The 13,028-nt window shown below is 52.5% G+C and carries 11 protein-coding genes; 8 read left to right on the top strand and 3 right to left on the bottom strand.

Features of this window, described 5'->3' with window-relative positions; translation table 11 throughout:
* Nucleotides 1–149 precede the first annotated feature (149 nt).
* From AB3U87_RS03705 to AB3U87_RS03690, 4 genes are all read left to right on the top strand, one after another.
* Nucleotides 150–809 (top strand): DUF3313 domain-containing protein, encoded by a 660-nt coding sequence (locus AB3U87_RS03705; protein WP_253460361.1) that lies wholly within the window; start codon nt 150–152, stop codon nt 807–809.
* A gap of 418 nt (nt 810–1,227) precedes the next feature.
* Entirely contained in the window at nt 1,228–1,413 is a 186-nt protein-coding gene (locus tag AB3U87_RS03700) for a hypothetical protein (protein ID WP_370734470.1), read from the top strand.
* 10 nt (nt 1,414–1,423) lie between these two features.
* The gene (locus AB3U87_RS03695; protein ID WP_301730401.1) at nt 1,424–2,257 is read left to right on the top strand and encodes a GNAT family N-acetyltransferase; all 834 of its coding nucleotides are present in this window, start codon (nt 1,424–1,426) and stop codon (nt 2,255–2,257) included.
* 74 nt (nt 2,258–2,331) lie between these two features.
* The gene (locus AB3U87_RS03690; RefSeq protein ID WP_253460368.1) at nt 2,332–2,841 is read left to right on the top strand and encodes an Lrp/AsnC family transcriptional regulator; all 510 of its coding nucleotides are present in this window, start codon (nt 2,332–2,334) and stop codon (nt 2,839–2,841) included.
* A gap of 234 nt (nt 2,842–3,075) precedes the next feature.
* On the opposite strand, the gene AB3U87_RS03685 is transcribed toward AB3U87_RS03690, so the two are convergent.
* Nucleotides 3,076–3,954, bottom strand: a complete 879-nt coding sequence (locus AB3U87_RS03685) for a LysR family transcriptional regulator (RefSeq protein ID WP_253460371.1) — start codon at nt 3,952–3,954, stop codon at nt 3,076–3,078.
* 497 nt (nt 3,955–4,451) lie between these two features.
* Between AB3U87_RS03685 and AB3U87_RS03680 the strand changes: the two genes are divergently transcribed.
* From AB3U87_RS03680 to phnH, 4 genes are all read left to right on the top strand, one after another.
* A complete protein-coding gene (locus AB3U87_RS03680; protein ID WP_394148435.1) occupies nt 4,452–6,191 on the top strand; it encodes a hypothetical protein in 1,740 nt (579 codons plus the stop codon).
* A gap of 505 nt (nt 6,192–6,696) precedes the next feature.
* A complete protein-coding gene (locus AB3U87_RS03675; protein WP_394148434.1) occupies nt 6,697–9,348 on the top strand; it encodes a lytic polysaccharide monooxygenase in 2,652 nt (883 codons plus the stop codon).
* Between the two features lie 226 nt (nt 9,349–9,574).
* Nucleotides 9,575–10,027 (top strand): lysozyme, encoded by a 453-nt coding sequence (locus tag AB3U87_RS03670; RefSeq protein ID WP_253460380.1) that lies wholly within the window; start codon nt 9,575–9,577, stop codon nt 10,025–10,027.
* Between the two features lie 157 nt (nt 10,028–10,184).
* On the top strand, nt 10,185–10,742 hold the full coding sequence (gene phnH / locus AB3U87_RS03665; RefSeq protein ID WP_253460383.1) for a phosphonate C-P lyase system protein PhnH: 558 nt from the start codon (nt 10,185–10,187) through the stop codon (nt 10,740–10,742).
* Here phnH and AB3U87_RS03660 read toward each other — a convergent pair.
* Both AB3U87_RS03660 and AB3U87_RS03655 read right to left on the bottom strand, forming a co-directional pair.
* Nucleotides 10,739–11,557, bottom strand: coding sequence for a glycosyltransferase family 8 protein (locus AB3U87_RS03660; protein ID WP_301251006.1), 819 nt, complete (start codon nt 11,555–11,557; stop codon nt 10,739–10,741). The genes phnH and AB3U87_RS03660 overlap by 4 nt on opposite strands.
* A gap of 15 nt (nt 11,558–11,572) precedes the next feature.
* Nucleotides 11,573–12,949, bottom strand: coding sequence for a D-arabinono-1,4-lactone oxidase (locus tag AB3U87_RS03655; protein ID WP_301730398.1), 1,377 nt, complete (start codon nt 12,947–12,949; stop codon nt 11,573–11,575).
* Between the last annotated feature and the right edge of the window lie 79 nt (nt 12,950–13,028).

Here is a 13,028-nt window from a genome sequence, read left to right as displayed (position 1 = left end):
CCTTTAGCGCGCCTGGCCAGGCGCGCTATCGCCGTACAGCATGTTATTGAAAGCAAAGCGGCGGGGCGATCGCACAGTTAACACTGCCAGCAAGTAAATCAACGGCGAACGACTATGCTGTAAAGCAGGTTTATCCACCAGGGGGTTGTATGGTTGTTGCTAAAAGAACGCTGCCTTTTGCTCTCCTCGCTATTTTATTGACCGGCTGTGCCAGCAAAACCGCCGAGCAGTCGCAATATTCCGGCTTTTTAGGAAATTATGCCGAGATGAAACCGGTAAAAACAGCAAGCGGGCATGAAACGCTGCGCTGGATTGCGCCCGATTATCAGTCAGATCGTTATACCAGCCTCTATTTTGCGCCTGTTACTTATTATCCTCGCGCGTTACCCAACAGTCGGGTCTCTGCCGCCACGCTGGAGCAAATCCGTAGCTATACCGAATCCAGTCTTAAAAGCGCGCTGGCCGGGCGTAAGAAGATTGTCGACACCCCTCAGCCTGGCGGTCTGATAGTGAAAACGGCCATTACTGCCGTAACCGCTGAAAACAAAGATCTCCAGTTTTATGAGGTGGTGCCGGTCGCCGCCGTGGTAGCAGGCACGATGGCCGCCACCGGGCATCGCAGCCAGAACGCCGAGCTATTTATCGAGGCGGAAGCGATTGATATTGCTACCGGCAAGCCGGTTATTAAAATTATCCGTAAAGGATACGGTAAAAGCGTGGCGAACGGCACTGTGCCAATTACCCCGGCGGACGTGAAGGGCGCTATTGACGATATGGTGAAGGATGTGGCGACGTTCTCAACGCCATAGCCAGGCTTGCGGCGGTAAAGCGCCAACGGCCTGACCGCTGTCGGAAAGTATGTTTGAAAATTTATAAAAATGAACGGAGAAAATTATCGGGCCATGATGCGGCCCGATAATCGCCCCCAAATAAGCTTTCCCTTATTCAGCGCATAAAATGTAGTTGTGCAATATCTGACATTATCCGGCCACATCATAATTTTTCTGGGCTCGCTTAAGCCCTGTTATCTCCGCCCGCAGCATAAACCTGCGCCGCGCACGGCTGCGCGTCCACAGTATAAACCTCTGTTGCACATGGCCGCGCGTCCACAATATAAACCTCTGTTGTACATGGCTGCGCGTCCACAGTATAAATTCCTGTTGCACATGGCTGAGCGTCCTAACCTGTGCCGTACAAAGGCTGCGCTATGCGCGGTAGTTTTATCCCATGTTGAAAACCAGGCGCAAAAACCTCAGGCTGGAACGGGGCCTGATGCCTTTCCTGCGAGAACCGGGTGCCGGGCGGCTGGCCGCTAATTTAGCGACCGATTCTGCGCCGGTGGTTGATCCCACGCCGTCCCGCTATGGCAGGCTGACAGACGGCAGCGGCCAGCAACAGCCAGGCATGATTTAAGGAGAAAAGGATGAACATAGTAACGATGAACGAGCAGCATCTTGATGCCGCTTATGCCCTGACGCAGCGGTTACATTGGCCGCACCGCCGTGAAGACTGGCAGCAGGCGCTGGCGCTGGGTGAAGGCCTGGCGGCGATGGAAAACGGCGAGCTGATTGGCACCGTGCTTTACTGGCGCTGGGGCGACTACGCCACCCTTGGTCTGGTGAACGTCGCCGGCAGCGCGCAGGGCAAAGGTATCGGTAAACAGCTTATGCAGACGGCGCTGGCCGCGCTGGAAGGGCATCAGCTGCGCCTGCACGCCACGGAAATGGGCAAAGGGCTGTATGAAAAGCTGGGGTTTGTGGTCACGGGAACGATCGCTCAGCATCAATGTCGCGCGCTGGCACCGGGCGAACGCGTTCTACCGCAGGCGTCGCAAAGCTTGCGCCCCGCTCGCCGCGAAGAGCTGACGGCGCTGAGCAAGCTGGAAACCAGGGCTCACGGGCAGCATCGTCCGGCACTGATCGCCGAGCTTTTTGCCAGCGCAGACCGCTTTCTGGTACTGGAAGAGCAGGATCAAACGGCGGGATTCGCCTGCCTGCGCCGCTTCGGGCACGGCTTCGCTATCGGCCCTATTATCTGTGCCAGTCTACAGCAGGCGAAAGTACTGGTCAGCGAACTGCTTGCCGGTCTGGAAGGCGCCTTCGTCCGTATCGATACCGACAGCGCCTGCGGGCTGGGCGAATGGCTCGTCGCCCTGGGTATGGTTCAGGTTGACGAGCCCATCACCATGTATAAAGGCACCCCCTGGCAGCCGCAGGACGTGCGGGCGTTCGCGCTGGTGAGCCAGGCAATGGCATAAATATCCTCCAGCAATCAGAGCCGGAGCGCGGCCTTATCCGGGCGGCATTGGTGGCGGAGCCGGCGGCGTAAGCGGTGTTTCGCCAGTGGCCGGATATCGGCGAGGCGTTACATATCCCTGCTCTGGTACAGCTGCAAAAGGCCGGTCGCATCAGTCATGTAAACCTTGCCAACGCTGTCGGGCTTTCACCCAGTCCCTGTCTACAGCGGGTAAAACGTCTGGAAACGGCAGGGTTTATTACCGGTTACGAGGCGCACGTTAATTTACCTAAAATTACCGATTCCGTTACCGTCTTCACCGGGGTTACGCTGGCCGGACACCGGCGCGAAGACTTTATGCGTTTTGAAAACGCGCTCCGGGAGGTGGACGAACTGATGGCGTGTCATTTGATTACCGGTGGATACGATTATCTGCTGCGTTTTATTACCCGCAGCATCGAACATTACCAGGAAGTCATTGAAAGCGTTCTGGACGCTAAAATCGGGATAGATAAATACTTTAGCTACATTGTTATTAAATCGCCGATCCTGAAAAGCAGCGTGCCGCTGCGTTCGCTTATCTTTCGTCAAACGATGGAGTTCTGATGGCTGTCGGACATAATGACGGCAAAAATGTTATGAAGGGCGTTATCCTTTCTTATTTTCCCTGGTTGGCGATACGCCAGGGATAGTTCGCTTTTCACCGTCGCGGATGATACCAGTCATTAATTCTGGCGCCATGCTTTACCCGCCAGATCAGGAAAAAGTTTTTTCCCGATGCGTTTCCCGTTGTCCCTCAGCCTGTAAGAATGTTAAAAAAGAGACATCCTGTCTCTGTTATCACGCATTTACCTGTGCGGCGTCAACGGTGTCTAACGCATATTTCAAAGAGAACTCACGTTCTTTCAGATAGTAGATATAGGTTTTAAGCTCCGGGAATGATTTTTCGACTCTGTAACTTAACTCACTGAAATTGCTTATTTTGCTTTGATAAAATGACACCATTGATTCACTGATTAGCCCAACGGCTTCGCCATTGGCAATCAGCGAAATATAATCATAAATATCATCCACGATAATAACCTGCGCCGTAGGACACATAGTCAGGATTTTGGCGTGCGCGTTTTTCACATAGTGTTCGTAAAAGCCATTGGTAGGAATGATGACGGGCGTGTTTTTTATATCGCTAAGCTGCGAATCGGGGAACTTTTTAGAATAGAGATAGCAGGCGGGCTCGCTGAAAAAATTCATCGACAGGATCCCGTTATCGTTGATTTCCCGATGGGAAATAACGCCGTGGATCTCGCCGGAAAGCAGCGATTCCACCGAAGTTTTGGTATCGCAGGAACAATAAGAGACGCTTTCGGTCTTCTTGCGGGTTTTTACCAGCAGGTTGAATAAAAAGGGATTGAGGTTTTCTACACCAATCATCAGGCCACGGCGAATATTAACGTTGGTTCTTTTTCGTGAAAAATAGTCTTCCAGTTCCGTCATCTTATCGTAATGCGGCATTATTTTATCGTAGAGTTCCAGCCCTTTTTTGGTCAGGGTGAAATCATGGTCCGTGCGTGAAAATAATTTAAATCCCAGCTCGTCTTCTAATATTTTTATCCGGCGAGAAATAGGGGAAGAGGTAACGAATAATATCTCAGAAGCCTTCTTTAATGACTTCTCTTTCGCCAGCACAATAAAGCATTTCAGATTAGATGACAGAAACATAAAACCTCCAGATCGTTTAACAACTGTTAACTTAGCGTAAATTTATGAAAAATATAGCATACTTACGAAAGCTCTGGATGGGGGGTATTTACAAAATAAGACTGTTTTTATTTTGCTAATCATAGAGATGCTAATTTCTACGCGTGAGCATCATTTTTTAAAATTGTATGAATGACCTTCAATTATTATCCTGTCAATTCTAAAAACTAAAGCAAGAAATATGGTTTAAACCGTGTTTTTTGGTGGAAACCTAAACCAACATTAAATGCAAGCCTGCAACCCATCAGAAAATGCAACCATCGTATAATATATATTTAATAAAGAGGCTTTAAATGAGTGTCATTGGTGACAACAACCAGGATAATTTAACATCACAACAGGTTAAGTTAAATGAAATGGTCAGGAACTTAAACGTACTTGATAAAGATGGCAAAGCTATTGACTTCGACAGAATTGTATATCTTGCGCATTCAGCTAATGAAGAAAATAACTTTTCTATGCTGAACTCTATTGATGAATTACGGGCGCACGAGCCTGCCGCCCACGGCGAACTGGCTATTGTGCTTTCTTATAGTGCAGGAACCGGCTACGGCGGCGGTATTTTTATCAGTGACTTTAACGACAAGACGGCGCCGGAAGATGGCGGCATGACTGTCGTTACTCCCCGAAATATGCGCTGGAAACGTTATATTACCGATAACGCGGGCGTAACCGTGGTCGATTTCGGCGCTATCCCGGATGGCAAAACGGACTGTCTGGAAGCCGTTACCCGTATGTGGCACTGGTCACGCATCATGGATCGTCAAAACAATGTACGTACCCATGAAAACGTCGGCATCCGCTTTCCGGCAGGTAACTTCTTTATCTCTAAATTTGATTTCTCCGGCCAGGAGGTAAACCGTTTCCGTCTCTCTGGCGCCCACGTCAACTTCGGCTACTTCCCTAACACCCGTCTTTTCTCTGACCAGAAAGACGGCGAATACATGTTTACCGTCAACGCCCGTTGGACCTATATCAGCGGCATTATCGTTAACGGGCAGGACAACACTAAAACCAAAGGTTTCTTTAAAAATATCATCCCCGGCGGTCAGTATCTGCGCGTGACCGGGGTGCATTTCCAGGATTTGGGCGGCCGCGCGCTGGATCTGCTCGATACGCTGGATTGTAAGATCGATCAGTGGTACGCCACCCGCTGCGCCGGCAGCGTTATCTATGGCCGCTGGTCCGATCGCGCCGCTGGCTCCTGGGATCACCTTACCGCTATCGAGCTCAGCAACTTTAATATCCAGTACGGCGTGAAGTCTGAAATGATCGATCTGCCGCGCGCGACGCAGTGCGTGCTGCATAACGGCTGGATTGAGCATACCGAATTCCCCGGCGACCTTTCCAACGGCCAGTGGAAGGTCAATGCGCTGAATCTGGAAGGCAATAAAAATCCGCTCAAGTGCCATCATACGCGCCTTATTTCTACCATGCTGAATGTGCATAACGGCGAGGGGCTGGATCTCTCTGACAGCGGCGAGCGCTGGCTGCCTGTATATGAAGAAGGGCAGATATTCCTTGAAAACCACGGCGCGCGTATTGAAGGTTCGCTGAACTACGAGTACATCACTTCCCAGGAACGTATGGATAACCGTCAGGATCGGGAAACCTGGTTTAAAGTGGGCGAGATTGAGATGCCGGAATGGACCACGCAGATGCAGATGCGCATTATCGGTTCCTCTCAGTTTAATGCGATGCCGGAAACGCAAATCGACTTCACGTCACGCACGCCGGAAGGCGAAGCGATAATCTCTATTCAGAACGTGAACGGCAGCTTTAACGCCTCCTGGGCAGCGGAAGGATCGTGCCCGGTGACGCGGGTCAGGGTGAGATCGCTGGGCAGCAGCAGAGGGGAAATATTTGTTAAGCTGGCTAAATATACCGGCTTCTGTATCGCTCTGATCACCACTAACTGCCACGATCGTTTCTCGCGCGGCGTTCATTTCCGCTTTATCAAGTCTTATACGCAGGTTTCTGCTGCGGAAGCGGCCGTGCTGGATGCCGAGCCGGTAACGGCATTTTTGCAGCACTGGGAAGGAACGGATCGGGTCGGCTATGGTTACAACAATAATAACGACCTGATTATGCGTGGCCGCGTGGTCAGCACCGCGTCGGTTGGTACGGCCAGAGAATGCCTGCGGGTAAGGGTAAACGGTCTTGATTACGCGATTGAACTAAAACCCATAAACAGCTAATGCCCATTAGTGAAAAACCGGCCTTGATATGGCCGGTTTTTTTTCATGTTACCCTTGCATAAAATAACGCAATATTCATTTTTATTTTATTTACCCACCTGAATCTCTGTCCGCATTTACTGCTCCTTTCCCTGATTAATTACCCAAATGAAATGACGATGTAATGGAATGCCTTTGCTGGTGTTTGCACAATGTTATAAAATTAAATAACAGCTAAACATATAAATTCTTATACTGTAATTTAAAAAGTAAATAGAATAATCAAAGGTGTTTATTCAGGGTTTAAATAAAATTAAATGACGAGGCGCTTCTATAGATAATTCATATAAAACAAAGGCTTTTCAATTATTAATAGCTAAATGCAATTATTGAGTTTGTCTGTTTTTCCTGGCTGAATAAAATAGAACGCATGCAGCAAGCGCATTATTTTGCTTGCTGGCTGCATAACAAAAAGAACATTTTACATAATGGAATATGCATCATGGCAGATGCATATGGAGGAATTATGCCAGCTTCTAAAAATTTATCGGCAGGTCAGATTGCCGGAAAACGCTTCGCGCAAAATAAAATCGTTATGGGCTTCTGGCACAACTGGCCAGCCGTAGGCGCTCAGGGTTATAAACAGGGCCGCTTCACGGAAATGACCCTGTCCGAAATTCCTGTGCAATATAACATTATCGCCGTCGCTTTTATGAAAGTGCTGGATGACAGCGACCGCATCCCTGATTTCAAACCGTATAAAGGAACGGATGCTGAATTCCGCAGCGAAATCGCGAAAGTGCAGGCTCAGGGCCGTAAAGTTCTGATTTCCATGGGCGGTGCCGATGCGCATATCGAAATGCACGCCGGGGACGAAGTGGCGCTGGCCGAGCGTATTATCGCGCTGAGCGATAAATATGGCTTTGACGGCCTGGATATCGATCTGGAGCAGTCTGCGATTACCGCTGCCGATAACCAGACGGTGATCCCTGCTGCGCTGCGCGTGGTGAAAGATCACTACCGCAAGTTCGGTAAGAACTTCATCATCAGCATGGCGCCAGAATTCCCTTACCTGACCAATGGCGGCCATTACAGCCCTTATATCATCGGCCTGGAAGGCTACTACGATTACGTTGCGCCACAGTTCTATAACCAGGGCGGCGACGGCGTCTGGGTTGATGAAATTAACCAATGGGTGTCGCAAAGCAACGACGCGATTAAAGAAGATTTTCTCTATTACCTGACTGAAAGCCTGGTCACCGGTACCCGTAATTTCCTGAAGATCCCAAGCGAAAAATTCATTATCGGCCTGCCAACCAATAACGATGCGGCAGCGACCGGTTATGTCATTAATCCACAGGATGTGAAAAATGCCCTGGCTCGCCTTGAGGCCGCTGGTCTGCCTGTTGCGGGTCTGATGACCTGGTCCGTTAACTGGGATGCCGGTTTTACCAGCGATAACGTGCCTTACAACTGGGAATTTATCCGTCGCTACGGCTACCTGGCCGGTGATGGTGTAGTGCCTGGGCCGACGCCAACTCCGGAACCAACGCCTGAGCCTACTCCGGAACCAACCCCGGAACCAACGCCTGAGCCAACACCGGAACCAACCCCAGAGCCAACGCCTGAACCGCAGTTTGAACAGTGGCGCGCGGGTGTGCGTTATATCGATGGTGCCCGCGTGAGCTGGCAGTCACGTAACTATATCTGCGTCATGCAGCATGACTCTAACCTTTTCTGGACGCCTGAGCTGGCTACATCGCTCTGGCAGCCAATTTCCACCAACAAAACCACTACGGAATTTAAAACAATGTCAAATAACATCGGTCCGGCACTGCGCCACGGTCATATCGCCACGCCAGCTTCACGTGCTTTCTTTGCATGGCAGGAAGGCAAACTGAACGCCGGTCAGCTGAACCAGCGCGAAGCGGGTAAATTCTTCCCGGCTGCGCAGAGCGGTCTGCGTGACGCTGTAGCGCCGGACGACAGCCCGAATGCTGTGCCACCACGCGACGGCGAAATCGCCAGCGCCAACCAGGGCGACGGTCGCTTCCTGGATGAGCCAGGCACCCACTGGAAAAAACACACGGTAACCCCAGGCGAAATCATGAAATTCGTCTGGACCTATACCGCAGCCCACACCACTCGTCGCTATAACTACTTTATTACCCGCGAAGACTGGAATCCAAACCAGCCGCTGAGCCGCGCGCAGTTTGAATCCACGCCGTTCTTTAAAGCGGAATTTACCGAGCAGCCTTACTGGAGCCACGGCGCCACGCTGCGTCCGACCGGCCCAACCACGCATGAAATCCAGCTGCCACAGCGTCGCGGCTACCATGTGCTGCTGGCGGTATGGGAAGTTGCCGATACCGGTAACGCGTTCTACCAGGTTATCGATCTGGATTTCGTGGGCAACGGCAACGGCGGCGAAACTGCGCCTGCGGTGCCAGCCAGCCTGCACGCGACCGATATCACCACCAGCAGCATTGCGCTGGCGTGGAACGCTTCTTCAACCGCAGGCGTTTCTTACCGTCTGTATCGTGACAACAACATGATCTTCAACGGTACCCAGCTGAGCTTTGTGGATAACGGCCTGGAGGCAAACACCGCTTACCGCTACACCATCAGCGCGGTCAGCGCTACAGGCAGAGAATCCGTTCGCAGCGAAGCTGTTATCGTGACCACTAAAAATCCTGCCGCCTCCACCACGCCACCAACTGCGCCAGCACAGCTGCACAGCATGGGCGTGACCGCAGACAGCGTTGCGCTGATGTGGGGTTCTTCTCAAGGCAGCAACGCCATTGCCGGCTACATCGTTTACCGCGAAGGTGATGAAATCGCTCGCGTGGCGGCTTCTCAGCTCAGCTATACCGACAGCGGCCTGCGTGCAGAAACCACTTACCGTTACTTCGTTGCCGCTGTGGATTCTCAGGATCTGCTTTCCGTTCCGAGCAACGTACTGAGCATCACCACTCTGGCTAACTGCAACGACGACAACGGCAACGACGACAACGACGACAACGGCCAGTATCCGGCATGGGTGCTGGGCGGATCTTACACCGCTGGCGATATCGTTACCCATCAAGGTAAAAACTGGGTTTGTATCCAGACGCATGTTGCCCACGCCGTTGACTGGGCGCCGGGTCTGGCAGAAACCCTGTGGCGTCAGGCACGTTAATTTATCCTTGCGGGCCAAAGGGACGCGGCCCGTTCGCCTGACATAAATTAAATCAAATCACGTTGTTAAGTCGTTAACGGCTACTACAGCGTGATTTTTAATACGCCTTCGCCGTTTAACAGCCGCGCGTATTAAAAATCACGTCGGTTTGTCCGTCATTAATCAGCCAGCCGAGCGCTGCATATGGGCAACAGCGTTAATCAGCAAACAGAGAACGGAAAGCAGAATGAACATTAGCGAAAAAGGTATCCGCTTTATTAAAGAGGAAGAGGGCGAGAAGCTGAGCGGCTATCTGGATTCGGTGGGGATAGCGACGATTGGCGTAGGGCATACCGGCCACGTCGATGGCGTTGCCGTCAGCAAAGAGATGATGATCAGCGCGGAAAAATCCACCGAGCTGCTGCGCAAAGATTTAGCGGTCGTCGAGCAGGCTATTGCAAAGCATGTCGCCGTACCGCTTAGCCAGAATCAATATGACGCGCTTTGCAGCCTGATTTTTAATATTGGCGTAACGGCTTTCGTTAATTCCACGGTCAGAAAAAAACTGAATGAAAAACACTATCAGGAAGCCGCAGAGGCTTTTCTGCTGTGGAAAAGAGCGGGCAAACTGGTCAATCTCCTGCTGCCGCGCAGAAAGCGCGAAAGAATGCTGTTTTTGACGCCGGATGCGCAGCGCTGAAGGCTGACGGGACGGCCCAGTCTGATTTTCATCAGAACGCCACGCATTTTTAACGTCGCTGTCATTTTTTTCTGCCATGCTTAAAAACTTAACGGCTATTCCGTTGCCGTCCGTTCTGCGGGCCGACCAGGCAGCCTATTATCTCACAGGAAAATTTATGACTTTGATTGCCAGCTTCAGCCACTCTTTTGCCGATTCGCAGCGCGCCTTCCGTCTTATTCTGAAAGCGATAAGCGAACCCGGCGTAAAAGTGACGCTGCCGCAAATCCCGGTATGGGGCAACGCTTCGCCTGCGGCAACGGCTATTTTAATGACGCTGGTGGATCGGGAAACGCCGTTCTGGCTGGACAGCTCGCTCGGCGACGAGGCGATGCTGGAAAATCTACAGCGTTTTGGCGCCAGAACCACGGCCAAAGCGGAAGCGTCGGTGGCGCTGCTTCATGCCGCTTCCGACATGGCCATTGCGGAATTTTCGCCAGGCGACGCGCCCGCCACCGTGATTATTGAGGTGCCTGCGCTAAGCGGCGGCCTGACGCTGCGCTTAAGCGGCCCGGCCCTGCGTGAGTCTCGCGCCGTTGCGCCAAAGCTGCCGAAAGCGGTTCTGCATTACCTGCGTGAGCGGGTACACTCTTTCCCTCAGCCGATCGACCTGATTTTTACCTGCGGCGATCAGATGATGGCGCTGCCGCACACCACCAACGTTGTGGTCTGTTAACCGGCAATCTCCCACCACATTTTATTCAGCGAGTAGTAGCGATCGTCAGGATTAGGCTGACGCTCCCACGGCTTATCGATAATGTAATGAATATTCTTCACTTCAGGCAGGTGCCACATGGCGCTGTGCTGGAAGGGAAGGGTTTTCAGCGCATTATAGATATAGGGCAGCGGCCGCCAGCGTTGATGATAGTAGTCGTTAAGAAAATCCTGCTCGGCAAACAGATAGCGCGACAAATCCTTCACCTCCGCCAGCTTTTGCAGCATATCGTCATAGACGGCGCGATCCGGCGTCAGCACCAGAAAACCCCCGTTCAGATAATTATCCACTTCGTCAGGCTGCTCCGTATGATCCACGCCCCGGCAGTAGCTATAGAAGCAGTTTTCCGGCGTCCAGTTTTTCGGGTAGCTCGGGATCTTGTTAGGATTGCAGCGGCAGGCGTGGCACGCGGCGATACTCTCTTTTGCCAGCGTCAGGGCAAAGAGTTCATCCATGTTCTGCACCACCAGCATGTCCGCATCTAAGAAAACGATACGCTTAAATTCCGTCAGCTGCCAGGCGGCCAGCTTGGTCCACACTTCGGAGAAGCGCGCGTTGGCGTAGTGCTGCGCCAGGCTGCTGTCGGGGCTGATCGGCTGCACTTCCCGCACCAGGCAGCCTTCCTGCTCCAGGATCTGCCGGCTTTGGGCGTCGATATTTTCCGTGACCATTACCACCAGCGGATAGCGGCTGCCGCTTTTTTTCAGCGAGCGATTCAACGCGCTGACGCCCACCAGATAGCCCGGCTGCGTCAGCAGGGTTGCCCATGCCTTCATTGGCATTCTCCTTAATTAATCAAACAGTGCTGCGGTAAACGCATTATCAAATTTATGCTGCGGATCCAGCGTCTCGCGAACCTGCCGAAACGCCTGCCACTGCGGGTAAATTTCCGGCCAGTGGTAAAGCGACTCGTCAAAGTATTTGCCCCAGTGCGGTCTGCCGCCTTCCGCCGCCAGCACCCGCTCGATGGCCTGCAAAAAGCTGACGCCCTCTTCAGAAAGCGAGCCGTCTTCGGCGTAATAAACCACAAAGCCAAAGAAACAGGTATCTACGCCGTAAGCCGGGCTGAGCCAGCTGGCGGAAGGGCCGGTACAGCGCAAGATAATCGGGTAGTGCATATGCGGCTGCGTTTCGCTGTGCCAGTCTTTAATCTTACGGATGACCTCGCCCACGCGCGACATGGGAATACCGATTTCAACGTTGATCTGCGGCGTAGCGATACCGCGACAGAACACCTGGTAAACGTCGCCGGTTACGTCGGAGAAATCTTTAAAACGCGTGACGGTGCGGAACGGCTTGCCGTTTTCATCCACGATTTTGGTATCGCTGCGCATATGTTCCAGCGTCTGGTCGATGGTTTCATTCATCGCATCGCTGGTTTGTTCCTGCTTCACCAGATCGTTATTATTGGCGCGATACTGCGCAATCTCTTCGCTATCGGCTTCGCGAGCCGTCCAGACGTGCACCTGATTTTCGTTAGGGAACCACCAGGCTTTGCTCAGCGCATAGTTATGGTTCCAGTCATAGATATCCTGCTCCAGGGTATCGCCGCTGACCGCATTTTTATAACAGGTGTAGATCAGCGAAGATCGCGTGCGCAACGTTACCTGGGTCACAATGCCCAGCGCGCCCACGCCCAGCTGCACGGCGTGAAAGAAAGGATGATCGCGATCGAAATCCGCCACCGTGCCGTCGGCCAGCACCATGCGGATGCTCAGCGCCTCGTCGGCGATAGAGCTTTGCTGCAGACCCTGACCGTGCGTACCGGTCGCCAGTGCGCCCGCCAGCGTTTGCGCGGCGATAACGCCAGGGGACGCGGGCAGCATTTTACCTTCGGCGCTCAGTATTTCATAAATCTCATGCATAGGCGTGCTGCCCGCAAAGGTCGCGCTGTGCTCATCCATCGCGATTAATCCTCGCAGATGACGCAGATCCAGCAGCGTATCGCCTGCGGCGGCCAGTTTCAGCACGCGGCCAGGCGACATTTTATTGCCCATTACGCGGATTTTACCGCGGCTGGCAGCAATCAGGCGGCACAGCTCTTCTTCCGTTTTGGGGGCGCTGACGGCGTGGCTGTCTGCCAGCGTCGCGTTCTGCGCCCAGTTCATTATTTTGCCTTCTTCGGCATCCGGCTTACGGCGTGGGTAACCGGAATTTTCGCTTGCCATTGGCAACTCCTGGCGTGAGGCCTTTCAAAAGATAAAATGCGGGACGAACTAAAGGGGTTAACCTCAGTAAGCGTAGCTG

The organism is Erwinia plantamica (genome assembly GCF_043420595.1).
In the GTDB taxonomy this organism is placed as follows: Bacteria; Pseudomonadota; Gammaproteobacteria; order Enterobacterales; family Enterobacteriaceae; genus Erwinia; species Erwinia aeris.
Note: the sequence above shows the minus strand (reverse complement) of the source record. Positions and strands in the feature narration are given on the sequence as shown.

Bases quoted from the DNA above. Each gene is read 5' to 3' on its own strand.
- AB3U87_RS03705 (WP_253460361.1), top strand. From the start codon at position 150: ATGGTTGTTGCTAAAAGAACGCTGCCTTTTGCTCTCCTCGCTATTTTA.
- AB3U87_RS03700 (WP_370734470.1), top strand. From the start codon at position 1,228: ATGTTGAAAACCAGGCGCAAAAACCTCAGGCTGGAACGGGGCCTGATG.
- AB3U87_RS03695 (WP_301730401.1), top strand. From the start codon at position 1,424: ATGAACATAGTAACGATGAACGAGCAGCATCTTGATGCCGCTTATGCC.
- AB3U87_RS03685 (WP_253460371.1), bottom strand. From the start codon at position 3,954: ATGTTTCTGTCATCTAATCTGAAATGCTTTATTGTGCTGGCGAAAGAG.
- AB3U87_RS03680 (WP_394148435.1), top strand. From the start codon at position 4,452: ATGCTGAACTCTATTGATGAATTACGGGCGCACGAGCCTGCCGCCCAC.
- AB3U87_RS03675 (WP_394148434.1), top strand. From the start codon at position 6,697: ATGCCAGCTTCTAAAAATTTATCGGCAGGTCAGATTGCCGGAAAACGC.
- AB3U87_RS03670 (WP_253460380.1), top strand. From the start codon at position 9,575: ATGAACATTAGCGAAAAAGGTATCCGCTTTATTAAAGAGGAAGAGGGC.
- phnH (WP_253460383.1), top strand. From the start codon at position 10,185: ATGACTTTGATTGCCAGCTTCAGCCACTCTTTTGCCGATTCGCAGCGC.
- AB3U87_RS03660 (WP_301251006.1), bottom strand. From the start codon at position 11,557: ATGAAGGCATGGGCAACCCTGCTGACGCAGCCGGGCTATCTGGTGGGC.
- AB3U87_RS03655 (WP_301730398.1), bottom strand. From the start codon at position 12,949: ATGGCAAGCGAAAATTCCGGTTACCCACGCCGTAAGCCGGATGCCGAA.